Origin of the sequence: Spirilliplanes yamanashiensis (assembly GCF_016863475.1) — a bacterium.
GTDB lineage: Bacteria > Actinomycetota > Actinomycetes > Mycobacteriales > Micromonosporaceae > Spirilliplanes > Spirilliplanes yamanashiensis.
In genome coordinates this window covers 291,278-314,811 of record NZ_BOOY01000026.1, presented here as the reverse complement: position 1 = coordinate 314,811, position 23,534 = coordinate 291,278, and the positions used below count along the sequence as shown (strand labels likewise).

Annotated in this window: 21 protein-coding genes; 3 read left to right on the top strand and 18 right to left on the bottom strand. The window is 74.2% G+C overall.

The genetic code is table 11. From position 1 onward, the window contains the following. Positions 1 to 116: 116 nt before the first annotated feature. The 13 genes from Sya03_RS18335 to eno all read right to left on the bottom strand — a co-directional run bounded on the left by Sya03_RS18335 (position 117) and on the right by eno (position 9,963). A complete protein-coding gene (locus Sya03_RS18335) occupies positions 117 to 671 on the bottom strand; it encodes a hypothetical protein (protein ID WP_239107641.1) in 555 nt (184 codons plus the stop codon). Further along, positions 668 to 2,026: a DUF58 domain-containing protein gene (locus Sya03_RS18330; protein ID WP_370872144.1), complete on the bottom strand. Its 1,359-nt coding sequence runs from the start codon at positions 2,024 to 2,026 to the stop codon at positions 668 to 670. The genes Sya03_RS18335 and Sya03_RS18330 overlap by 4 nt, the downstream gene beginning before the upstream one ends. Positions 2,027 to 2,028: 2 nt before the next feature. Beyond that, on the bottom strand, positions 2,029 to 3,042 hold the full coding sequence (locus Sya03_RS18325; RefSeq protein WP_370871959.1) for an AAA family ATPase: 1,014 nt from the start codon (positions 3,040 to 3,042) through the stop codon (positions 2,029 to 2,031). Between the two features lie 14 nt (positions 3,043 to 3,056). Further along, entirely contained in the window at positions 3,057 to 3,659 is a 603-nt protein-coding gene (locus Sya03_RS18320) for a hypothetical protein (RefSeq protein ID WP_203939518.1), read from the bottom strand. Continuing rightward, on the bottom strand, positions 3,656 to 4,363 hold the full coding sequence (locus tag Sya03_RS18315; RefSeq protein WP_203939517.1) for a DUF4129 domain-containing protein: 708 nt from the start codon (positions 4,361 to 4,363) through the stop codon (positions 3,656 to 3,658). Before Sya03_RS18315 ends, Sya03_RS18320 begins: the two co-directional genes overlap by 4 nt. Before the next feature lie 8 nt (positions 4,364 to 4,371). Then, complete coding sequence (locus Sya03_RS18310) at positions 4,372 to 5,109, bottom strand: uracil-DNA glycosylase (RefSeq protein ID WP_203939516.1); 738 nt, start codon at positions 5,107 to 5,109, stop codon at positions 4,372 to 4,374. 63 nt (positions 5,110 to 5,172) lie between these two features. Then, positions 5,173 to 5,625 carry an LppU/SCO3897 family protein gene (locus Sya03_RS18305; protein ID WP_203939515.1) on the bottom strand — a complete coding sequence of 151 codons (453 nt, stop codon included), beginning with the start codon at positions 5,623 to 5,625 and terminating at the stop codon, positions 5,173 to 5,175. 89 nt (positions 5,626 to 5,714) lie between these two features. After that, a complete protein-coding gene (locus tag Sya03_RS18300; RefSeq protein ID WP_203939514.1) occupies positions 5,715 to 5,969 on the bottom strand; it encodes a hypothetical protein in 255 nt (84 codons plus the stop codon). Between the two features lie 45 nt (positions 5,970 to 6,014). After that, complete coding sequence (locus Sya03_RS18295) at positions 6,015 to 6,926, bottom strand: Ppx/GppA phosphatase family protein (RefSeq protein WP_203939513.1); 912 nt, start codon at positions 6,924 to 6,926, stop codon at positions 6,015 to 6,017. A 10-nt stretch (positions 6,927 to 6,936) separates the two neighbouring features. Beyond that, a complete protein-coding gene (locus Sya03_RS18290) occupies positions 6,937 to 7,440 on the bottom strand; it encodes an amino-acid N-acetyltransferase (protein WP_239107640.1) in 504 nt (167 codons plus the stop codon). Further along, positions 7,425 to 7,919, bottom strand: a complete 495-nt coding sequence (locus tag Sya03_RS18285) for a DUF501 domain-containing protein (protein WP_370871957.1) — start codon at positions 7,917 to 7,919, stop codon at positions 7,425 to 7,427. The genes Sya03_RS18290 and Sya03_RS18285 overlap by 16 nt, the downstream gene beginning before the upstream one ends. Continuing rightward, on the bottom strand, positions 7,916 to 8,545 hold the full coding sequence (locus Sya03_RS18280; protein WP_203939512.1) for a septum formation initiator family protein: 630 nt from the start codon (positions 8,543 to 8,545) through the stop codon (positions 7,916 to 7,918). Before Sya03_RS18280 ends, Sya03_RS18285 begins: the two co-directional genes overlap by 4 nt. A gap of 134 nt (positions 8,546 to 8,679) precedes the next feature. Further along, complete coding sequence (gene eno, locus Sya03_RS18275; RefSeq protein ID WP_203939511.1) at positions 8,680 to 9,963, bottom strand: phosphopyruvate hydratase; 1,284 nt, start codon at positions 9,961 to 9,963, stop codon at positions 8,680 to 8,682. A 152-nt stretch (positions 9,964 to 10,115) separates the two neighbouring features. Here eno and Sya03_RS18270 point away from each other — a divergent pair, with 152 nt between their 5' ends. Then, a complete protein-coding gene (locus Sya03_RS18270; protein WP_203939510.1) occupies positions 10,116 to 10,718 on the top strand; it encodes a PilZ domain-containing protein in 603 nt (200 codons plus the stop codon). On the opposite strand, the gene Sya03_RS18265 is transcribed toward Sya03_RS18270, so the two are convergent. The 5 genes from Sya03_RS18265 to mfd all read right to left on the bottom strand — a co-directional run bounded on the left by Sya03_RS18265 (position 10,712) and on the right by mfd (position 18,716). Further along, positions 10,712 to 11,545 carry an alpha/beta fold hydrolase gene (locus Sya03_RS18265; protein ID WP_203939509.1) on the bottom strand — a complete coding sequence of 278 codons (834 nt, stop codon included), beginning with the start codon at positions 11,543 to 11,545 and terminating at the stop codon, positions 10,712 to 10,714. The two genes, Sya03_RS18270 and Sya03_RS18265, sit on opposite strands and share 7 nt — an antisense overlap. Positions 11,546 to 11,602: 57 nt before the next feature. Next, complete coding sequence (locus tag Sya03_RS18260) at positions 11,603 to 13,219, bottom strand: DUF885 domain-containing protein (RefSeq protein WP_203939508.1); 1,617 nt, start codon at positions 13,217 to 13,219, stop codon at positions 11,603 to 11,605. Positions 13,220 to 13,342: 123 nt separating this feature from the next. Next, positions 13,343 to 14,311, bottom strand: coding sequence for a nucleoside triphosphate pyrophosphohydrolase (locus Sya03_RS18255; protein WP_203939507.1), 969 nt, complete (start codon positions 14,309 to 14,311; stop codon positions 13,343 to 13,345). Beyond that, positions 14,308 to 15,054, bottom strand: a complete 747-nt coding sequence (locus Sya03_RS18250) for a hypothetical protein (protein ID WP_203939506.1) — start codon at positions 15,052 to 15,054, stop codon at positions 14,308 to 14,310. Before Sya03_RS18250 ends, Sya03_RS18255 begins: the two co-directional genes overlap by 4 nt. Before the next feature lie 56 nt (positions 15,055 to 15,110). Further along, complete coding sequence (gene mfd / locus Sya03_RS18245; RefSeq protein WP_203939505.1) at positions 15,111 to 18,716, bottom strand: transcription-repair coupling factor; 3,606 nt, start codon at positions 18,714 to 18,716, stop codon at positions 15,111 to 15,113. Positions 18,717 to 18,975: 259 nt separating this feature from the next. Here mfd and Sya03_RS18240 point away from each other — a divergent pair, with 259 nt between their 5' ends. Together Sya03_RS18240 and glxA are read left to right on the top strand one after the other, a co-directional pair. Next, positions 18,976 to 21,585, top strand: a complete 2,610-nt coding sequence (locus Sya03_RS18240) for a glycosyltransferase family 2 protein (protein WP_239107639.1) — start codon at positions 18,976 to 18,978, stop codon at positions 21,583 to 21,585. Continuing rightward, a complete protein-coding gene (gene glxA / locus Sya03_RS18235) occupies positions 21,582 to 23,534 on the top strand; it encodes a radical copper oxidase GlxA (protein ID WP_203939504.1) in 1,953 nt (650 codons plus the stop codon). The genes Sya03_RS18240 and glxA overlap by 4 nt, the downstream gene beginning before the upstream one ends.

The window sequence follows — 23,534 nt, the reverse complement described above, 5'->3', positions numbered from 1 at the left end:
GCCTGTGACGGCGGCCATGTCGCGCTGCGGGCGGGTTTTGTGACGCAGGACAAGCCGTCCTGTCACGGCCGGTGTCGGGCGCGTTGCCGAGCTGTTTCCGAACTCCCAGCCGCCGCTCAGGGGCGCCTGAGCAGCCACGCGAGCAGCGCGGCGGCCGCCACGGCGACCGCGATGCCGGCCAGGGTGGCGGCCAGGTGGACGCCGCCGCCGATGTCGGCGACGGAGAGCACGATCACGGTGAGGACGGCTGAGGCGAGCGCCACACCGGCGGCCCGGCCGGCCCACAGCGTGACGACGTCCAGCTCGACCGTGGCGTCGTACGGCAGGGCGGCGGCCAGCGCGGCGAAGCTGTGCAGCAGGTACGTCAGCGACGCGATCGCCAGCACCCGCCACAGCTCGATGGGCGCGTCGTACCAGGTGGTGTCGAGGATCCAGCCGGCCAGCACGGCCAGCACGGCGGCGGTGGCGCCCCGGCCGCGCGGGGCGACGGCCGGCCACAGCGCCACGACGGCGAGCAGCGCGAGCAGGCGGGAGGAGACGAGCGAGCCTGGGTACGCGACCACGGCCGCGAGCAGCCCGCACAGGAACACGGCGGCGCGCACGAGCAGCGGGATCAGCGCCGCCCGGGTGGCGACGGTGCGGGCCCGGGCGAGCCGGTCGGCGAGGATCACCGGCCCACCGCCCGGGGCGCGGAGGCGAGCCGGGCGACGTCGCGCAGCACCAGGTCGAGGCTGCCCGCGCCGGCCCACGCCACGACGGGCACGCCGTGCTCGCGCAGCTGGCCGACGGTGTTGTCGCGCTCCATCTTCCACAGCCGGTGCGCGAGCGGCGTCCAGGCGCTGCGCTCGGGCGGGGCGGCCGCTGCGGGCAGCGTGTCGACGGCCACCAGGAACCGGCCGGACTGGGTGAGCCGGGCCAGCATCTCGGCCGAGCGCGGGTCGACCAGCGGGGTCAGCACGACGACGAGGGCGTTCGACGAGATCTGCTGCACGCCGAACACCTGCTCGTAGGACGGCTGGTCGGCGCCGTCGGCGCGGACGTCGAGCAGCCACTCCAGGACGGTCAGGTACTGCCGGCGGCCGGTGGCGCCGCGCAGCCGGCGGGCGGCGGCGCCGTACTCCAGCAGCGAGACCCGGTCGCCGCGGTGCAGGTAGTGCTCGGCGATGGCCGCGGCCGCCCGGACGGTGGTGTCGAGCACGGACGCGGTGCCGTTGACGCCGCCGGAGGTGCCGGCCTCGCCCAGCACGTCGAGCAGCAGCACCACCTCGGCGTCGCGGTCGGACAGCGTGGAGGCGACGTGCAGGGAGCGGGTGCGCAGCGACACCCGCCAGTCGATGCGGCGCAGCCGGTCGCCGGGGGCGAACACGCGCACGCCGGCCAGCTCGCCGCCCTCGCCGGGGCGCCGGGAGCGGTGGTTGCCGACCAGGCCGGCGGCGCGCGGCATGGCCTCGTCGGCGCGGAACGGGTCGGTGACCGGGTAGACGCGCACCCCACGCGGCGGCGTGACGACGGGGCGGCAGGCGAGCAGCCCGCCGCACGCGGCGACCCGGGCGGCCGCCGGGCCCACGTTGTGCCGCCCCCAGCGCCGGGCCGTGCCGGGCAGCTCGACGACGTGGTCGAGGCCGGGGGCGACCGTGACGGCGAACGGGCGGTCGCTGCCGGGCAGGTCGAGCCACGGCGCCACGAGGGTGCGCACGACCACCAGGTCGTAGCCCACCTCGTCGGGGTTGACGACGGTGAGCCCGGCGGTGACGTCGCCGCCCTCGACCACGTACGCGTCGTCGGCCTCGATCACCACCTCGGGAGCCGACACCGGCCGGCGGCGCAGGTGCACGGCCGCGCCCAGCGCGAACGGGGCCGCCAGCAGCACCAGGTCGACCCGGCCGAGGGCGACGCCGAGCACCAGCAGCAGCCCGGTGAGCAGCACCGTCCGGCCGAACGCCCGGGTGGGCGCCCAGCGCGGGGTGTCGTCGTCGGCCGCGGGCTGGTCGCTGTGGACCGGGGGGACCGCCGGGCGCAGGTCCAGGGTCACGCCCGGTCGCCGCCCGGGAAGCCGCCCGCGTACGTCGGCAGCGCCCCGCTGGCGGGGGCCGGCACCGAGCCGAGGACCTCGTTGACCACGAAGGACGGGTCGACGCGGCGCAGCCACATCTCCGGCCGCAGCGTGATGCGGTGGGCGAGCGCGGGCACGGCCACCTCCTTGATGTCCTCGGGCACCACGAAGTCGCGGCCCGCCATGGCGGCGCGGGCGCGGCCGAGCAGCAGCAGCGCCAGCGAGCCGCGCGGCGACGCCCCGACCAGCACCGACGCGTGCTCGCGGGTGGCGGCGGTGAGCTGCACGATGTACCGGCCGATGGAGTCCTCGACGGCGACGGCCTCCAGGGCGGTCTGCATGGCGACCAGCGTGGGCGCGTCGACGACCGGGCTGAGGTGGGCGTCCTCCTGGCGGCGGGCCATCCGGCGGCGCAGCACCTCCCACTCCTCCTCCTGCTCGGGGTAGCCGAACGACACCCGGATCAGGAACCGGTCGAGCTGCGCCTCGGGCAGCGGGTACGTGCCCTCGTACTCGATCGGGTTGGCGGTGGCGAGCACGTGGAACGGCGGGTCCAGCCGGTAGGTGACGCCCTCGACGGAGACTTGCTTCTCCTGCATGGCCTCCAGCAGCGCCGACTGGGTCTTCGGCGGGGTGCGGTTGATCTCGTCGGCGAGCAGCAGGTTCGTGAACACCGGGCCGGCCCGGAACGCGAAGTCGCCCTTGCTCTGGTCGTACAGGAAGGAGCCGGTGACGTCCGCGGGCAGCAGGTCGGGGGTGAACTGGAGGCGCCGGAAGTCCAGGCCGAGGGCCTGGGCGAAGGTGCGGGCCGTCAGCGTCTTGCCGAGGCCGGGCAGGTCCTCCAGCAGCACGTGGCCGCCCGCGAGGATGCCGGCGAGCACCAGCTCGAGCGCGTCGCGCTTGCCGACGACGACGCTGCCGACGCTCTCCAGCACGGCGCGCGCCAGCCGTCCCACCTCGTGCGGGGCGATCGCGTGCTGCTCAGCCACGGACATTCCTCTCGTCACAGCTTCTCCAGGGCCTGCACGTGGGCGGCCCACTCCTTGGCCTTCGGGGGCTTGCGGTGCGGGTCGTCGAGCAGCCGCCACAGTGGCTCGCCGAGCAGCGCGCGGGCGCGCTGCGGGTCGGACGCGCGGGTGAGCCCGTGCCGCTGCCGGAGGCGCTCGTCGGCCAGTTCGGCGAGCACCGGCAGCACGTTACGCGAGAACCGCGCCGCGTCGGCGGGACCCTGCAGGCGGTTCTCCCAGCGGCGTACGGCGGTGCGCAGCGCGTCGCCTGAGGAGAACCGGTAGTGGCCCTCGTTGTCGGCGGGGCTGGTGCGGGCGGCGGCGCGCGGGGCGGGCGGCGGGGCGACGGCGGCGACGATCAGCCACAGCGCGCGCAGCGCCACGAACCCGGCGGCGAGCAGCACCACGGGCAGCCGCACGCCGACCAGCCGCATGCCGCCGACGGCCGCAGCGGTGAGCAGGGCGATGGCCAGGGCGTTCTTGACCCACCAGCCGACGCCGCCGGCGCGCCGCGGCGCGTCCTCCTCGGCCGGCGCCTCCTCGGCCTCGGGCGCGGCGCCGAACAGCAGGTCGAGCCCGCGGTCCTCGTCCGCGCTCATGCCCGGGGGCCCGTCGACAGGTCGGCGCGCAGCCGCTGGAGGGCGTCGCGGGCGTCGGCGCGCATCCGCTCGTCGACCAGGTGGGTGGCGTACCGGGCCTGGCGGTACACCCCGGCCAGGTCGGCGAGCACGCCGGCGGCGACCCGCTGCTCGGCGAGCAGCCGGCCGACGAGGTCGGCGGGCGTGTCGCCGGGGCGGCGCGGGGTGCCGGCCGCGGCGGCGGCCTGTTCGAGGCGGACCCAGCAGGCGATGACGGCGCGGCGCGGGTCGCGGTCGGTGTCGGACAGGTCCTGCAGGCCGGCGTCGAGCGCGGCGACGACGTCGTCGGCGGGCTGGGCGGCGGGCTCCTCGGCGGCCCGGGGGCCGGGCCGGCGGGCGCGGCGGCGCAGCTGGTCGCGCACGAGCGCGGCGACGACGAGCAGCACGACGCCGGCGGCCAGGACGCCGACCACGATCAGGGCGGCGCGGGTGACCCACTCGGGCAGGCCGGCGCCCGGGTCCTCGGGGACCCCGGCCGGGGCCTCCTGGGGCGGCCGGGCGACGTCTTCGAAGCGGTCGCTCTGGTCGGGGCCGATGGTGATCTGCAGGCCGGGCTCGATGCGCTCCAGCTGCGGCGACGAGTGCCCGGCGGCGAACGCGGCGACGCCGAGCAGCACGGCGACGGCGGCCAGCGGCCACCAGCGGCGCAGCGCGGCGAGGTCCATCCGCTGAATCATGCCAGCCCCGCGAGCTCCTTCGCGCGCGCCATGATGTCGTCCAGCATCCCAGGGGTCAGCCGGCCGGTGAACGTGTTCTGCTGGCTGACGTGGTAGCAGCCGAGCAGGTGCGGCAGGCCCGGCGCGCTCCAGAGTGCCCCGTGCCCGAACGCCGGCCGCGGCGACGGCGGGCGCACCCCGTAGACGGCGCGCAGGACGGGCCACCAGGCCGCCCAGGCGAAGCCGCCGAGCGCCACGACCACCTTGAGCGTGGGCGCGATGAGCTGGACCTCGCGGTGCACCCAGGGCGCGCAGGTGTCGCGCTCGGCCGGGGTGGGCTTGTTGTCGGGCGGGGCACAACGCACGGCCGGGAAGATCCGGGTGTGCCGCACCTCGAGGCCGTCGTCGCGGGAGACGCTGGTGGCCTGGTTGGCGAGGCCGGCCCGGTGCAGGGCGGCGAACAGCACGTCGCCGGAGCGGTCGCCGGTGAAGATGCGGCCGGTGCGGTTGCCGCCGTGCGCGGCGGGCGCGAGGCCGAGGATGCCGACGGCGGCGTCGGCGGGGCCCATGCCGGGGATGGGCCGGCCCCAGTACAGCTGGTCGCGGAAGGCGGCGCGGCGCACCGCGGCGACCTCCTCGCGCCACGCGACGAGGCGCGGGCAGGCGAAGCAGTCGGTGATCCGCGCGTCGAGCGCGGCCAGATCCGCGGCGCCGGCCGCGTGCGCCACCACCTCGGCCGGGGTACGCGTCGTCACGCGCCTCAGCACATCACGGGCGGCGGCCCGCCGGCCCCGCGGGGGTGCCGGCGGGCCGGGCCGTCACTTCTTGTTGGGCGCGAGGCAGAGCAGGTACTCCTCCGACGACCAGAGCGTGTACTCCGCCGTCGGGTAGGCGGCGCACAGCTCGCCGTTCGGGTTGGCGTCGATCTTGGCCTTCGACACGTCGTCGACGCGGCCGGCGACCGTGAAGGCGGCCTTGGCGTCGCCGCACGGCACGATCTCCGTGTCCTCGGCCTTCGGCGTGTCGGTCACGCAGGTGCCGGCGGCCGCGTCCTTCAGCGGGTCGGAGTCGAACACGCTGCGCAGGCCGGTCTTGAGGCCGATGACGACGAGCACGACGAGGATCGTGCCGACGATGCCGAGGATGCGGGCCTTGCCGGACTTCTTCTGCTCGCCCGGGTGGCCGGGGATCGGCGGGGGCGGCGGGACCGCACCCTCGGGGCTCGGGCCCTGCTGGGACTCCGCGGGCGGCGGCGCTACCGGGTGCGTCACGGGACTACCTCTCCAGGAAACTCACAGCGAAACGAACGCCGGAACGGTAGCGATCACACCCGTCGCTCCGCTGCCCCGTTACGCAGGTGTTATGTGGACGGCGACGGAGTCGGGTTCGGTGGACGCGTGCAGCGCGCGCCCCGGCCACCCGGCGAGCCCGGTGGAGCGGCGCCCGTCCACACGGAGACGACCACGCCGGCGGCGACGAGGATGACGGCGACCGCCTCGCTGCCGCCGATGCGGGGCGGCAGGCCCTGCGGCTGGCCGCTGTCGTCGAGCAGGTGGGCCGGCGCCGGCGCGGTGAGCGCGTGGCACTTGCGGTGCGGTCCGGCGGCGCTGGGCACCACGGAGGTGGTCAGGTGGCCGGTGGCGCCCAGCCCCGCTGTGCTTTACGAAGTGCCGTCAATCATGGAGTAGGCGATGCCGTCCAGGATGTCGTGCTCGCTGGCCACCACCGCGTCGTGGCCCGAGCGCTCCATGACGACCCGCAGCACCAGGGCGCCCGCCCCGATCACGTCCGCCCGGCCCGGGTGCATGACCGGCAGCGCCAGCCGGTCCGCCACCGGGGCGGCCAGCAGCTCCGCTGTCACCCGGGCCACGTCGGCGTACGAGATGCGGGCGTGGTGGATGCGCACCGGGTCGTACCCGGGCAGGCCCTGAGCCAGTGCCGCCACGGTCGTGACCGACCCGGCGAGGCCGACCAGCGTGGCGGCCGCGCGGCCGTCCACGGCCGCGAGCGCCCGGTCGACGGCCGCCGTGATGTCGGCCTCCGCCGCGGCCACCTCCGCCGCCGTCGGCGGGTCGCCGTGCAGGTGCCGCTCGGTCATCCGCACGCAGCCGACGTCCACGCTCAGCGCCGCGGCGACCGAGTCGGTGCCGGTGACGAACTCGGTCGAGCCGCCGCCGATGTCCACCACCAGGTACGGCGCCGCCGCGGTCAGGCCGCGCACCGCGCCCGCGAACGACAGCCGGGCCTCCTCGTCGCCCGAGATGACCTCCGGGTCCACGCCGAGGATGCCGCGCACCATCGCCCGGAAGTCCGCCGCGTTGGAGGCGTCCCGCGAGGCCGACGTGGCGCACATCCGCACCTTCGTCGCGCCCAGCTCCTCGATCGCCGCCGCGTACGAGCGCAGCGCGCGCTCCGTGCGCTCCAGCGCCGCGTCCGACAGCCGGCCCGTGCGGTCGACGCCCTCGCCGAGCCGGACGATCTCCATCCGCCGGGTCAGGTCCGCCGTGCCGTCGTCGGTCACCAGCAGCCGGATGGAGTTCGTGCCGCAGTCGATCGCCGCCACTCGCGTCATGGCGCGAAAGTTACAGGTGCAGCAGCATGCGGGTGTTGCCGAGGGTGTTGGGCTTGACCCGTTCGAGGTCGAGGAACTCGGCCACACCCTCGTCGTACGAGACGAGCAGCTGCTCGAACACCGCGGGCGGCACCGGCGCCCCGTCGATCTCCGTGAACCCGAACGAGCCGAAGAACCGGGTCTCGAACGTCAGGCAGAACACCCGCTGCACGCCCAGCTCGCGGGCCGTGTCCAGCAGCGCCTCGACGATCCGGTGGCCGATCTTCCGCCCGCGCAGCTCCGGGTCGACGGCCACCGTGCGGATCTCCGCCAGGTCCTCCCACATCACGTGCAGGGCGCCGCAGCCGGCCAGGCGGCCGTCCGGCGTCTCGGCCACCCAGAACTCCTGCACGTCCTCGTACAGGGTCACGGTGGCCTTGGTCAGCATCCGGCGGCCCCCGGTGTACGTGTCGACCAGGCGCCGGATGCCGCGCACGTCGCCGGTGCGGGCACGCCGGATCAGGACGTCACGCACGGCCCGCCGCTCCACCACGCGCCGATCAGCTCGCGCACCTCGTCGCCGAACGGGTTGACGCCGGGCCCCGCCGCCAGCGCGTGCCCGAGGTGCACGTGCAGGCACTTCACCCGGTCGGGCATGCCGCCGGCGGAGATGCCGGCGATCTCCGGCACGTCGCCCAGCCCGGCGCGGCGGGCCAGGTAGTCCTCGTGCGCGGCCGCGTACCGCTTCGCCAGGTCGGGGTCGGTGTCGAGCCGGGCCGCCATCTCGCGCATCAGCCCCTCCGACTCCAGCCGGCTGCACGCGGCGGTCGCCTTCGGGCAGGTCAGGTAGTACGTCGTCGGGAACGGGGTGCCGTTGGGCAGCCGCGGTTCGGTCTCGACCACGTCGGGGTTGCCGCACGGGCAGCGGTGCACGGCACGGGTGCCGCGGGAGGGCCGGCCCAGCTGGGCCTCGACCGCGGCCAGATCGCGGTCGGCGGGTGGTTCCAACGTCACGGAGCTTCCTTGTCGGCGGCCTCGATGCTCGACCACAGCGAGTCGTACCAGCGGTCCGGGGCGGGTGGCACGGGCGGCACCCCCGCGTCGCGGGCGGCGCCTGCCTCGTCGTGCAGCACGATCAGCGGCGTCACGCCCGGCGGCACGTAGTAGAAACGCTTGCGGGCCTGCGAGATGACGTACTCGTCGTCCTGCCACTTGGCGACCTGGGCCGTCTTGTCCGCGATGGCCTTCTGCTGCGCCGCGATCGCCGCCTTGGTCTCGGCGATCTGCGACTCCTGGTCGAGGTAGACCCGGATCGGGTACGTGTAGCCCAGCGCCAGCACCGCCAGCACGACCAGCAGCACAGTGGCCCGGCCGGTGAACCGGCGCGGCTGCGGGGCGGCCGTGCGCTTCGCGGCGCCGCCGACGGCGGCCCGGCGGGCGGCCGCGGGGCGGCTGCCGGAGCGGGCGGCGGGCGCGGCCCGGCCGGTGCCGCGCGCGGGGGTGCGGGCGGGGGTGCGCGGCTCGGCGCGCAGGCCGGCCGGCTCGCGGGTGGTGCTGCGGCCGGTGACCCGGCTGCCCGCCCGGGACTGCCCGGGGCGGCGGGCCGGACCCTGACCGCTGGGTGTGCGGCGCTGCGTCATGCGGCTCCCCCTCCCCCACGCGTCGTCACCGGGCGTGCGTCCCCGTACCGGACACTATGCCCGGTCACGGCGCGTCACAACACACTGAACGCAACGGGCGGACCCGACCGGGTCCGCCCGTTCGTACGCCTGTGTCAGGCCTTGCGGTAGCGCGGGAACGCGCCGGCGCCCGCGTAACGCGCGGCGTCGGCCAGCTCCTCCTCGATGCGCAGCAGCTGGTTGTACTTGGCGACGCGGTCCGAGCGGGCCGGGGCGCCGGTCTTGATCTGGCCGCTGCCGACGGCGACGGCCAGGTCGGCGATGGTGGTGTCCTCGGTCTCGCCGGACCGGTGGCTCATCATCGTCTTGAAGCCGGCCCGGTGCGCCATCTCGACGGCGTCCAGGGTCTCGGTCAGCGAGCCGATCTGGTTCACCTTCACCAGCACCGCGTTGGCGGCGCCCTCGGCGATGCCGCGGGCGATGCGCTGCGGGTTGGTGACGAACAGGTCGTCACCGACGATCTGCAGCTTGCCGCCGAGCTGCGCGCTCATCGCCGACCAGCCGGCCCAGTCGTCCTCGGCCAGCGGGTCCTCGATCGAGACGATCGGGTACGTCTCGGCGAGCTTGGCGTAGTAGTTGATCATCTCCTCGGTCGACTTCGGGGTGCCCTCGAAGACGTACGCGCCGTCCTTGTAGAACTCGGTCGCCGCCACGTCCATCGCCAGCACGATGTCGGTGCCCAGGGTGTAGCCCGTGGTCTCGATCGCCTCGGCGATCAGGTCGAGCGCGGCCGCGTTGGTCGGCAGGCTCGGCGCGAAGCCGCCCTCGTCGCCCAGGCCGGTCGACAGGCCCTTCTTCTTCAGCACCGACTTCAGCGCGTGGTAGACCTCCGCGCCCGAGCGCAGCGCCTCCTTGAAGGTCGGCGCGCCGATCGGGGCGATCATGAACTCCTGCACGTCGACGTTCGAGTCGGCGTGGGCGCCACCGTTGAGGATGTTCATCATCGGCACCGGCAGCAGGTGCGCGTTCGGGCCGCCGACGTAGCGGAACAGGTCCAGCCCGGCGGAGGCGGCGGCGGCCTTGGCGACCGCGAGCGAGACGCCCAGGATGGCGTTCGCGCCCAGCTCCGACTTCTCGGCGGTGCCGTCGATGTCGAGCATGCGCTGGTCGATGAGGCGCTGTTCGCTGGCCTCCCAGCCGATCAGCTCGTCGACGATCTTGTCCTCGATGTTGGCGACGGCCTTCTCGACGCCCTTGCCCAGGTAGCGGCCCTTGTCGCCGTCACGCAGCTCGAGCGCCTCGAAAGCGCCGGTGGAGGCGCCGGACGGCACCGCGGCGCGCGCGATCGTGCCGTCGTCCAGGCCGACCTCGACCTCGACCGTGGGGTTGCCCCGCGAGTCGAGGATCTCCCGGGCGACGATTCCCTCGATGGTGGCCATGCTGGTCTCGCTCCTCTGGTTCGTGGTCCGGCCGCCCTGCGGCGAGCCGACCCCGAGCGTATCGAGCAGGCCCCGCCGGGTCGTGGCCGCCCGGTGAACTTCCCGCCTGCCGAACTCAGACGCCCGCCGCGGCCGCCGATCGGGGGTACGAGATGACCGCACCCGCCCTGCACTCCACCGTCACGCTGAGCACGGCCGACGGCACGACCGTCCGTGCCCGGGTCGAGCTCGTCCAGGACGCCGTGCTGACGCTGCGGGTGTCGGCCGCGCACACCGAGCCGGTCGTCGAGCCCGGCGCGGCCGTGACGCTGCGCTGGTCGGCGGGGCCGCGCGGGCGCTGGACGGCCGACGCCCGGGTCGGCGAGGCCGCCGGGCACCGGCTCACCGTGACCCGGTCCGCCGAGCCCGTGCTGGAACAGGTGCGCCGGTTCGTGCGCGGCGGCGGCGGCGAGAAGGTCTGGGTGCGCCCGGCAGACTCGCCCGAGGCGGTGCCCGGCCACGTGCAGGACCTCGGCGAGCAGGGCCTGCGCGCCCGGTTCGACGGCCGCCAAGCCCAGCCCGGCCAGCAGGTGGTGCTGCTCGTCGAGCTGGACGACGACAGCGTCGAGGTCGCCGCCACCGTGCTCGACAGCCGGGTCGACGAGCAGGTCGAGGTCGTCTTCGGGTTCCAGCCGGACGAGCCCGCCGCCCAGGCGATCCGCCGGCACGTGCTGCGCCGGCAGATGCAGGAACGCGCCCGCACCGCCGGTCACTGAAAGCGGCGCACCAGGTCCCACACCGCGCGCGGGTTCTCCGTCGGCGCGAAGTGCCCCGCGCCCGGCACCACCGCGCACTCGACGTCGGTGACGCCCGCGTCCGCCAGGCCCTTCACGTACGCGTCCGGGTCGCCCGGCTCGTGCTCGCCGCGCACGTACAGCACCGGCGTCGGGGCCGGGCCGTCCTGCGCGCACAGCTCGTTGTCGGCGGCGTCCCAGGTCAGCGCCCGGTACAGGTCGAAGCCGGCGCGCAGGGCCGGGCCCCGGTACGCGGCCACCGCCGCCGCCCGCTCCGCCTCGCCGATCGCCGCCGGGTCCGGCGACAGCACGTCGAAGAAGTGGTCGAAGTACGGCCGTTCGCGCCCCGTCACCAGCTGCTCCGGCAGGTCCGGCACCGCGTGCAGGGCGAAGTGCCACAGGTACGGGTTGCGCAGCACCTCGTCCCACGGGGCGACGCCCGGCAGCACGGTGTTCATGATCACCGCCCGGCCGAGGTCGTGGTAGCGGCGCAGGTAGGCGTACACCACCATGCCGCCGAGGTCGTGCCCGGCCAGCAGCGGCCGGCGCAGCCCCAGCCGCTCGATCAGCAGGCGCACCACCTCGGCGACGGCCCGCTTCGAGCCGTCCGTGGCGCCCGTCGAGCCGCCGATGCCGGGCAGGTCGACCGCCAGCGCGTGGTGGGTCTCCGCGGCCAGCTCCAGCACCGGCGCCCAGCTCTGTGCCGACTGCGGCCAGCCGTGCAGGAACAGCACCGGCGGCGCGGCCGGGTCGCCGGCCTCGATCACGTGCAGCGAGGCATCACCGACGGTGACCTGACGATGCTTCATCCGTGCATCCTGACACCGGCGGCCCGGACCCGCGCGTGAGTGAATGCCGCCCGCGGCTCACACGTCCAGCAGCGCGCGCAGGTGCCGCGGCGCCGGCGAGCCGTGCGCCAGCATCGCGTCGTGCCACGCCCGCGGCGTCGCCCCGAACGGCCGGGACGCCGCGATGGCCGACATCTCCGTCCAGCCCACGAAGTACGTCGACAGCTGCGTCGACGTGAGCAGCGCCCGCCGCCACTTGCCGGCCGCCTCGCCCTCCTCCTGGAAGCCCGGCCCGGTCAGCATCGCCATCGCCTCCGCCTCGGGCAGGTCCGCGCAGTGCACCAGCTGGTCGACGATCGCGTTCAGGCTCATCCGCAGCTGCATCTTCAGCTGGTGCAGCCGGATCGCCGGGCCGCCGAAGCCCAGGTCGGCCATCAGCTCCTCGGCGTACACCGCCCAGCCCTCCACCATCGGGCCCGAGAAGCCCAGCGCCCGCACCCGGGTGCTGCCCCGGAACCGCCGCGAGTGCGCCAGCTGCAGGAAGTGCCCCGGCATCGCCTCGTGCACCGTCAGGTTCCGGATCATGTGGTTGTTGTACTCGCGGTAGAACGACTCCACCCGCTGCGCCGGCCAGTCCGCCGGGGTCGGCGAGATGCAGTAGAACGTCGGCACCGTCGCCGTCTCCAGCGGCCCCGGCGCGTCGCAGTACGCCACCGCCACGCCCCGCGCGAACTCCGGCATCTCCTCGATCACGCACGGGTCGTCCAGCAGCGTCACCACGTCGTGGTCCCGGACGAACGCCGTCGCCTCCGCCATCGTCTCCCGCGCCAGACCCACGATCGACGCGTTGTCCGGGTGGTCGGCCGCCAGCCGCCCCAGCGCCTCACGCACCGTCTCGTCCGTCGCCGGGCCGCCGACCAGCTCCGCCGACACCTCCCGCAGCCGCTCCCCCACCGCCGCCAGGTTCCGCTGCGCCCGCGCCAGCACCTCCGCCGCGGGCAGCTCCGTGTCCAGCGTGTGCCACAGCCGCGCCTCCCACAGCCGCCGCCCCAGCCGCGGGTCCCGCCCCGGATCACCCGCCGACAGCCCGTCGCGCAACCACCCGCCGAACTCGTCCAGCGCCGCCAGCGCCCCCGCCGCCGCCGGCTCCACCTCGCCCTTCAGCGCGGGCGCCTGCGCCACCAGCGCCGGCAACTCGTCCCGGATCAGCGACGCCGTGCCCGCGAACTGCCCCACCGCCGTCTCCGCGTGGATCGTCGGCACGTCCCGCAGCACCGCCCGCGCCGTGGCGAGCGCGTCCGGGATCGCCGCCAGCCGCCCGGCGATGTTCGCCAGCCGCTCCTCCGCGGGCGCGAAGTCGCGGCTCAGCAACGCGTGCAGCAGCGGCCCCGGGTTGTGCTCCAGCGGGTTCCACTCGTGCTCGCGCACCTGGGTGGCCTCGAAGATGCCCCGGTCCACGATCGACGACAGGATGGCGTGGTCCACCCGCTCCTGTGGCCCCAGATCGTCGGTGTCCAGCCCGGCGAGCACGTCGGCGGCGTCGCGCAGCATGGCCACCTGCCCGGCCACGGCGTCCGCGGACAGGTCGGTCAGCTTGTCGTCGTGACGGTGATCGCCCGCGTACGTGGCGACCCCGGGATTGGCGGCGAGAACGGCGTCGACGATGCGCTCCGCGAGCGGCACGAACTCCGGCATGCGATGACGTTACTCCGCCTGTCGAGACGCACCCGCCACGCCGCGCATCAACGGACGGGCCGTCCCGGCCGCGCGGGGCAGCGCGGATGACCGCTTTCGAACAGTCTGGCCTGCCGCACCGGCTCAGCGGTCGCCGGCGCCCTCAGCCTCGCGCACCGCTTCGGCGTACGCCAGGGCGGTGCGGCGCAGGGACTCCTCGGCGTCCTCGCCCACGGCGCGGGCCGCCGCCACCGCGGCCAGCAGCCGGGCGCCCAGGTCGTCGCCGGTGGGCAGGGGGACGGTCAGGCCGGCGCGGTCGGCGCGTTGCAGGATCTTCGCGGCCAGGGCCAGGGCGGGCTGGGACAGGGCGATGCCGTCCATGGCGGAGCCGCGGGCCTTCTCCGCCTTCTTGATGCGTTCCCAGTTCTCGATGATCTCGTCGACGTCGGCGACCTCTTCGCCCGCGAAGACGTGCGGGTTGCGCCGGACCATCTTCTCGACGAGCGTGCCGGCCACGTCGTCGACGTTCCACCGGTGCTCGTCGGGCAGTTCCTCGGCGAGGCGGCTGTGCAGCACCACCTGGAGCAGCACGTCGCCCAGTTCCTCGCGCAGCGCGTCGAGGTCGCCGGAGTCGATGGCGTCGTAGGCCTCGTACGCCTCCTCCAGCAGGTACGTGGCGAGGCTGGCGTGGGTCTGCTGGCGCTTCCACGGGTCGCCGCCGGGCGAGGCTAGCCGGTCGATGACGGCGACCGCGTCGAGCAGGCGGGCGCCGGGCGGGTCCCACGAGCCGTACATGAGTTCCAGTTCGGCCAGGGCGGGTTCGCGGGCGAGCCGCAGGCCGAGGCGGCGGGCCAGGTCCTCGTCGCCGGTCGGGCCGGCCAGCCACACCACGGTGCCGTGGGCGGCGACCGCGTCGAGCAGGGTCTGCTCGTCGGCCGCGCCGACGGTGACGGTGGCGCCGGCGGCGCGCAGCGCGGTGACCGTCTCGCCGTCCGCGGCGGTCAGCACCGGGTGGGCGCGCACCAGGTCCCACGCGGCGGCCGACAGCAGGCCTGCGGGCAGCCGCGGCGAGGTGACCAGCAGGACGATCCGGCCGGCGCCGGGCGGGGTCACGGCAGGTCGACGACGGCCGGTTCGCCGGTCTCGGCGTTGAAGGACAGCACCACCAGCGGGCGGGTCTGGCCCTGCTCGTTGCGGAACGTCACGAGCTGCATCTCGGCGTCGCCGTAGCGCGGGTTGACCCGGGCGTTCGCGGCGGCGGCCGCCTCGCCGAGGGCGTTGCGCAGGCCGATGTTCTCGGCGAGGACCTGCTGGTCCTGCTCGCCGATCGAGCCCTTGAACGCCGCGAAGTCGCCGCCGGTCTGGGCGCCGCCGGCCTTCAGCCGCTCGTACACGTCCATCAGGTCGGCGTCGCTCGGCGCGGCCGGGGTGACGGTGCGGGCGAACGCGTCGAGGTAGCCGCGGTACTCCGCGAACGTGCGCACGTACTCGGTGTCGGCGGGCAGGCCGACGCCCTGCGCGACCTGCTCGACCGGGATCTGCGCCGGCTGCAGGTTGCGCTGCTCGGCGATGCCGCGCAGCACGTCGAGCCCGACGAGGTTGGTGACGATGTCGCGGCGGGTCACCGGCATCTCGACCGGGCCGGGCGCCTGGCCGCCCTGCTCCTGGCCGGTGCGCTCGACCGACGCGGTGAGCTTGTCGCGCGCCTCGGTGTAGATGGCGTCGACACGGTCCTCGGTGATCCGGGTGTCCCCCACGTACGCCGCGACGCCGGGCTCGTTCTGGCAGGCGGCCAGGCCGGTGACGGCGAGGGCGGCGGCGACGGCGGTGACGGCTACTCGGCGGGCACGCTGCATGGTCGTCACTCTCTCACGGGTGCTGTGACGTACGTCGCCGACCCCCGGAAATCCGATCATGCGCTCACCGGTGCGGGGACCTCACCCAGCACGTCCTTCAGCAACTGGGCGCACCACTGCAGCAGGGCGTCGTCGCGCAGCGGTTCGCCGCCGATCCGGCGGGTGCTGGGGCGCGGCACGCTGACCTGGTCGGTCGCCGCCTTGTAGACGCTGTCCGGGTGGTAGCGCTTGAGCCGCATCTGCTTGGAGTCGGGCAGCGGCAGCGGCGCGAACCGGATGTGCTTGCCCTGCATGGACACGTCGGTGAGCCCGTACGCGCGGGCCACCAGCCGGAACCGGGCCACCGCGACCAGGTTCCTCACCGGCTGCGGCGGCTCGCCGTAGCGGTCGGTCATCTCGGCGACGACCTCGTCGAGGCGGGCGGCGTCGCGCGCCTCGGCGAGCTTGCGGTACATCTCCAGGCGCAGCCGCTCGACCGAGATGTACTCGGTGGGCAGGTGCGCGTCGACCGGCAGGTCGATCTTGACCTCGGGCTCCTCCTCGGGGCGCTGGCCCTTGAACTGCTGCACGGCCTCGCCGACCATGCGCACGTACAGGTCGAAGCCGACGCCCTCGATGTGGCCGGACTGCTCGCCGCCGAGCAGGTTGCCGGCGCCGCGGATCTCCAGGTCCTTCATGGCCACGTACATGCCGGCGCCGAGCTCGGTGTGCTGGGCGATGGTGGCGAGCCGCTCGTGGGCCTGCTCGGTGAGCGGCTTCTCGCGCGGGTAGAGGAAGTAGGCGTACGCGCGCTCGCGGCCGCGGCCGACCCGGCCGCGGATCTGGTGCAGCTGGGACAGGCCGAGCAGGTCGGCGCGCTCGACGATGAGGGTGTTGGCGTTCGGGATGTCGATGCCGGACTCGACGATGGTGGTGGAGACCAGCACGTCGAACTCCTTCTCCCAGAAGCCGACCATGACCTTCTCCAGGGCGTCCTCGCCCATCTGGCCGTGGGCGACGGCGACGCGGGCCTCGGGCACCAGCTCGCGCAGCTTGCGGGCGGCCCGGTCGATCGACTCGACCCGGTTGTGCAGGAAGAAGACCTGGCCGTCGCGCAGCAGCTCGCGGTGGATGGCGGCGGCGACCTGCTTGTCGTCGTAGCCGCCGACGAACGTCAGCACCGGGTGCCGCTCCTCGGGCGGGGTGGCGATGGTGGACATCTCGCGGATGCCGGTGATCGCCATCTCCAGGGTGCGCGGGATCGGCGTGGCCGACATGGTCAGCACGTCGACGCTGGCCCGCAGCTGCTTGAGGTGCTCCTTGTGCTCGACGCCGAAGCGCTGCTCCTCGTCGACGATGATCAGCCCGAGGTTCTTGAACCGGGTGGCCTGCGACAGCAGCCGGTGGGTGCCGATGACGATGTCGGCGCTGCCGTCGCCCGCGGCCTCCATGGTGGCGGCCGCCTCCTTCGGCGTCTGGAACCGCGACAGCTGGCGCAGCTGCACCGGGAACTGGCCCATCCGCTCGGTGAACGTGTTGAAGTGCTGCTGGGCGAGCAGCGTGGTGGGCACGAGGATGGCGACCTGCTTGCCGTCCTGCACCGCCTTGAACGCCGCCCGCACCGCGATCTCGGTCTTGCCGTAGCCGACATCGCCGCAGATCAGCCTGTCCATCGGGACGGACTGCTCCATGTCGCGCTTGACCTCCTCGATGGCGGCGAGCTGGTCGGGCGTCTCCGTGTACGGGAAGGCGTCCTCCAGCTCGCGCTGCCACGGGGTGTCGGGGCCGAACGCGTGACCCTGCGACGACTGCCGCGCCGCGTACAGCTGGATGAGGGAGGCGGCGATCTCCTTGACCGCCTTGCGGGCGCGCGACTTGGCCTTCTGCCACTCGGCGCCGCCCATCTTGTGCAGGGTGGGCGCCTCGCCGCCGACGTAGCGGGACAGCTGGTCGAGCTGGTCGGTGGGCACGAACAGCCGGTCGCCCGGCTGGCCGCGCTTGCTCGCCGCGTACTCGATCACCAGGTACTCGCGCTCGGCGCCGTTGACGGTGCGCTGCACCAGCTCGACGTAGCGGCCGATGCCGTGCTGCTCGTGCACGACGTGGTCGCCGGTCTTCAGCTCCAGCGGGTCGATCATGTTGCGCCGCCGGGACGGCATCTTGCGCATGTCCTTCGTGGACGCCCCGCGGCCGCCGCTGATGTCGTTGCCGGTGATGACGGCGACCTTGGCGAGCTCGTCGACGAAGCCGTGGTTGAGCCCGCCGCAGGTGACCACCAGGCGGCCGGGCTCGGGCGGGGTCTCGATGCCGTCGACCAGCGCGGCGCCCAGCCCGGCGTCGCGTAGCAGCTCGACGGAGCGCTGCGCGGTGCCGTGGCCCTCGAACACCAGCGCGACGGACCAGCCGTCGGCGACCCAGCGGCCGAGGTCGTCGACGAGCCGGGCGGTCTCGCCGTGGTAGAGCGGGACGGGCTGCGCCTTGAGCGCGACGGCGTCGCCGAGGTCGGGGCTGACCTCGACCGACGGCTGCTCCAGCCAGGGCTGGTCCGGCTCCTGCGCCGCGGCCTCGGCCAGGCCGAACGGCGACACCGACCACCACGGCTGCCGCAGCTTCGCGGCCTCGGCCCGCACGTCGGCCAGCGAGCGGAACGCGGCGGCGCCCAGGTCGACCGGGGCCTGCCCGCCGACGGCCGCGGCCGCCCAGGACGCCTCGAGGAACTCCTGCGAGGTGCGCAGCAGGTCGTGCGCGCGGGTGCGGATGCGCTCGGGGTCGCACAGCAGCACGTGCGTGCCGGCGGGCATGCAGTCGAGCAGCAGCTCCATCGAGTCGGTGCCGTCGAGCAGGGCGGGCGCCAGCGACTCCATGCCCTCGACGGGGATGCCGCCGGCCAGCTTGTCGAGGATCTCGGCCAGCTCGGGGTGCTCGACGCTGAGGTCGAAGGCGCGGCGCCGGACGTCGTCGGTGAGCAGCAGCTCGCGGCACGGCGGCGCCCAGAGCCGGTCGACGGGGTCGATGGTGCGCTGGTCGGCGACGGCGAAGGTGCGGATCTCCTCGACCTCGTCGCCCCAGAACTCGACCCGGGACGGGTGCTCGTCGGTGGGCGGGAACACGTCGAGGATGCCGCCGCGCACGGCGAACTCGCCGCGCTTGGTCACCAGGTCGACCCGCGCGTACGCCATGCCGGACAGCCGCCGGGCGACGTCCTCCAGCTCGGCGGCGCCGCCGGTGCGCAGCTCGACGGGTTCGAGGTCGCCCAGGCCCTTGAGCTGCGGCTGGAGCACCGACCGCACGGGCGCGACGACGACCTGCAGGGCGCCGCCGGGCGCGTCGTCCGGGTGCGCGAGGCGGCGCAGCACGGCGAGCCGGCGGCCGACGGTGTCGGAGCGGGGCGACAGCCGCTCGTGCGGCAGCGTCTCCCACGACGGGTAGACGGCGACCCGGCCGGGCTCGACCAGGCAGCCCAGCGCGTCGGCCAGGTCGTCGGCCTCGCGCGAGGTGGCCGTGACGGCGAGCACGGGCCGGCCGGCGTCGGCGGCGACCGCGGCCACCACGAACGGGCGCAGCGCCGCCGGGGCGGTCAGGTCGAGCGCGTCGGCGTCGGGGAAGCCGGCCCGCGCCAGATCGCGGGCCCGGGCCAGCCCGCGATCGCGCAGGGCGGCGCTGAGCAGACCGGACAACTGCATGACAAACCCCCACCGGGCACGCGACGAGACCCCCGAAACGCCGGAGGCGGGGGGTGCGGTTCCCAGAGTAGTCCGCGGGTCCGACACCGTTGCCGGATCGGCCCGCGCGCGTTGAGCAGGCGAGATCATCCATCGACATCCGTCCAAATCATAACTTTCCCGGACGAACGCACCGATTGTGCGACGGACGCATCGATACATCGAGAACACTCCACCGTTCCGAGGTGAGAGGACGTCGATGCGCTTCAGGTCTGCGCCCGTGCCCGTCAAACCCGTGCCCGCCCGGCCGTCGCCCGTCGACGGCCCCGCACGGGCCAGAGCCGTGCCGCTGCAACGGCGGCCCGCCACCGGCGGCGGCCGCGTGTACGCCGCCGCGTACGCGCTGGACGGCTACGACTACGACGGCTTCAGCGTGCTCGCCGGCCCCCTGGACCCGGTGCCGACCGGCCCCTACCGGGTCCGCATGCGCCCGCTGGCCCGGCGCCGGCCGTTCCTCACCGCCCTCATCACCCTGTTCGCGTTCGCGTTCGAGGCGACGTTCTTCGCCTGGCTCGTCTCGTCCATCGAGGTCCCCGACCGCGGCATGCAGCCCGCCCTGCACGCCGCCACTCTGACGATGATCGGCGCCACCGCTCTCATCGAGCTGTTCCGGCTCGTCAACGTCGTCACCCTGTGCCTGGCCACCCTGTGGGCGCGCGACCCGGTGCCGGTCAGCCCGCAGGCCGACCTGCGCGTCGCGTTCCTCACCACCATCGTGCCCGGCAAGGAACCCGTCGAGATGGTCGAGCGCACCCTGCGCGCCGCCAAGGAGATCCGGCACACCGGCCCGTACGACGTGTGGCTGCTCGACGAGGGCGACGACACCACCGTCAAGGCCATGTGCGCCCGGGTCGGCGCCCGCCACTTCAGCCGCAAGGGCCGCGAGGAGTACAACACCGCCGGCGGCGCGTACAAGGCCAAGACCAAGCACGGCAACTACAACGCGTGGGTCGCCGAACACGGCGAGGCGTACGACGTCTTCATCTCCGTCGACCCGGACCACGTGCCCGCGCCCAACTTCGGCGAACGCATGCTCGGCTACTTCCGCGACCCCGACGTGGCGTTCGTCGTCGGCCCCCAGATCTACGGCAACTACGACAACGTCGTCACCCGCTGGGCCGAGTCGCAGCAGTACCTGTTCCACTCCCTGCTCCAGCGCGCCGGCAACCGGCACGGCATCGCCATGCTCGTCGGCACCAACAACGCCGTGCGCCTCGACGCGCTGCGCGCCATCGGCGGCCTCCAGGACTCCATCACCGAGGACATGGCGACCAGCCTCGTGGTGCACGGCAACAAGAACCCGGCCACCGGCAAACGCTGGCGCTCGGTGTACACACCGGACGTCCTCGCCGTCGGCGAGGGCCCCTCGTCGTGGACCGACTACTTCAGCCAGCAGCACCGCTGGTCGCGCGGCACCGACGAGGTCGCCGTCACCTCCTTCCACAAGCTCGGCTGGCGGCTCGGCCTGCGCCGCTCCCTGCACTACGCGCTGCTCATGTCGTACTACCCGCTGACCGCGCTGGCCTGGCTGCTCGGCGCCCTCAACGCCGCCTGCTACCTGCTGCTCGGCGCCCAGGGCGTGCAGGTGCCGCTGGAGGTGTGGCTGATGCTCTACGTCGACGCCGCCCTGTTCCAGATCGGCCTGTACGTGTGGAACCGCCGGCACAACACCAGCCCACACGAGGAGGCCGGCTCGTCCGGGCTCACCGGGATGCTGGTGTCCACGCTGTCCACCCCGGTGTACGTGTCATCGTTCGTGCAGGCGGTGCTGCGCAGGACGAGCGGCTTCGTGGTGACGCCGAAGGGCGACTCGACCAGCCCCGACCGGCTGCTTACCTTCCACCGCAGCCTGCGCTGGGCGGGCTTCTACGCCCTGCTGCTCGCGGTGGCCCCGTTCGCCGGCCACGTCAACGGCCCGATGTGGGTGTGGCCGTCGCTCAACCTCGCCATCTGCCTGCTGCCGCCCGCGATCTTCCTGGCCCAGCGGCACCGGCGGCGGCGCGCACCCGCCGCCCTGGCGGAACACACCCGCCTGCTGCCGATCGTGCCGGCCGCCGAGACCCGGGAGATCCCGATCTTCCGCGACCCGGCCCCCGAAACGAACGCGGACCCGGCGGCCGACCCGGCCTCCGACCCGGTGGCCGCGTCGTCGGCCGGGCAGGCGACCGAGCCGGCGACCGGGCCGGTCGTCGTCCGGGCCTTCGAGCCAGGGAGTGAGCCGTGGTCCCCGCCGGTGGTGGATTTCGACCCGGCACCCGCGGCCGAGCCGAAGGCCGAGGCCGAGGTAGAGGCCGAGAAGAAGGCCGAGGCCGAGGCCGTGGCTGAGAAGAAGGCCGAGGCCGAGGCCGTGGCTGAGGAAGAGGTCGAGGCCGAGGAGAAAGCCCAGGTGGAGACGGAGGCCGAAGCCGAGACGCAAGCCGAGGCCGAAGCCGAAGGCAGGGCGAAGCTTGAGGTCCAGGCCGGGCCCGAGGTCCAGGCCCAGCCGGAGGTCCAGGCCGAGGTCCAGGTCGAGGTCGAGGCCGACGTCGAGGCCGAGGTGGAGGTCGAGGCCAAGCCCGAGGTCGAGGCCAAGCCCGAGCCGAACGCCGAGGCCGCCCCGGCGCCACCCCCCGACCCGCAGCCGGAGCCCGAGCCCGGGCCGGAGCGCGAGCCGGAGCCGGAGCCGGAACCCGAGCCCGGACCGGCCCTCAAGGCCGCGCCCACCCCCCGGAGCCCCGAGCCCGGCCCCCCAACCAAGACAGCGCCCGAACCCGAGGCGCAGCCCCAGGCCGAGGCCGAGATCCCCGCCCAGAAGAAGTCCGCGAACGAGCCCGTGGAGTCGCCCGCATGAGGACCCCCCGCCCCCGCCCGACCGTCGCCCGCCGGCTGCTGAGTGCCCTGGCCACGCTGGCCGTGCTCGCGGTGCTCGGTGTCGTGAACCGGCCCATCGTGGCCTACGGCGCCGGCGTCTATCACGAGTTCTCGATCAACCGGCAGTCCTACAAGGAGCGGCACGGCCACTGGGCGATGCTGCCGGTGCCCAAGGGCTTCCAGGTGAACGCTATCCACGCCGCCCTGCTCAGCACGGGCAAGGTGCTCATCATCGCGGGCAGCGGCAACAACCGGGAGGACTTCGAGGCGGGCACGTTCCGCACGGTGCTGTACGACCCGAAGGACGACTCGTTCCGGGAGGTGCCGACGCCGACGGACGTGTTCTGCGCCGGTCACACGTTCCTGCCCAACGGCAATCTGCTGGTGGCGGGCGGCACGAAGTCGTACGAGGTGCTGGAGAAGGACATCACGCACGCCGCCGGCGTCATGAAGATCAAGAACGAGTCGGCGGTCGGGGGGCCGCGCACGTTCCCGAAGGGGACGCGGCTGACGGGCCGGGACGGCCGGGTGTACGCGACCCGCGACGATCTGACCGTGCCCGCCGCGAAGGTGATGAAGCACGGCGCGAAGGTGATGCAGCACGCCGGCGAGGCCGAGGTGTGGGTGGACGCCGTCGAGCCGGGGGACGCGGCGATCGTCCTGCAGCCGGCGCAGTACCGGATCGAGGGGTTGAGGGGCGCCGACGCCCGCAACCTGTACGGGCTGTCCGACAAGATCACCCGCGAGAAGCAGGAGTACGGCGGCGACCGCACGTCGTACGAGTTCGACCCGGTGGCCGAGCGGTACGTGAAGACGGGGCCGATGGTGAAGCACCGCTGGTACCCGACGCTGGCCGAGCTGCCGAGCGGCGACATCCTGGCGGTGTCCGGGCTGGACGAGTTCGGCCGGATGATCCCGGGTGACAACGAGCGCTACCTGAAGGACCAGAAGCGCTGGGTGGACGCCCCGAACCTGACGCGCGTGTTCCCCACGTACCCGGCGCTGCACCTGACCGCCGACGACCGGCTGTTCTTCTCCGGCGCCAACTCCGGGTACGGCTCCGACACCGAGGGGCGTACGCCGGGGCTGTGGGATCTGAAGACGAACCGGTTCCGGGAGGTGCCGGGGCTGCGTGACCCGCGGATGACGGAGACCGCGTCGTCGGTGCTGCTGCCGCCGGCGCAGGACCAGAGGGTGATGATCTTCGGCGGCGGCGAGGTCGGCGAGTCGCCGGTGTCGACGGCGCGCACCGACATCGTGGACCTGACCGAGCGCAACCCGCGGTACGTGCCGGGGCCGGACCTGCCGCACCCGACCCGCTACCTGAGCACCGTGCTGCTGCCGGACGACACCGTGTTCACCACGGGCGGCTCGTCGGGGTACCGCGGCGGGGAGTACCGGGGCAAGCCGCGCAGCGACCTGTTCAACGCGCAGCTGTACCGCCCGGCCCGCAACCGGTTCGAGCCGATGGCCGACTCGACGGTGGGCCGCAACTACCACGCCGAGGCGCTGCTGCTGGCCGACGGCCGGGTCATCACGCTCGGCGGCGACCCGCTCTACGACGAGACCGGCAAGAACCCGGGCACGTTCGAGAAGCGCATCGAGATCTGGAGCCCGCCGTACCTGTTCAAGGGCGACCGCCCGGTGATCACCGGGGGGCCGGAGGCGGTCAAGCGCGGCACCACGGTCACCTTCGCCACGCCGGCGCCCGGCCGGATCCGCGCCGCGCGGCTCATGCGCCCCGGCGCCGTCACCCACGTGACCGATGTGGACCAGCGGTCGGTGGCCCTGGACGTCACGCCCGGGCCCGGCTCGGTCGGCCTGTCCATCCCGAAGAAGAAGGGGCTGGTCCCGTCCGGCTACTACATGCTGTTCCTCGTCGACCACGACGGCGTGCCGTCGGTCGGCCGCTGGGTGCGGGTGCGCTGA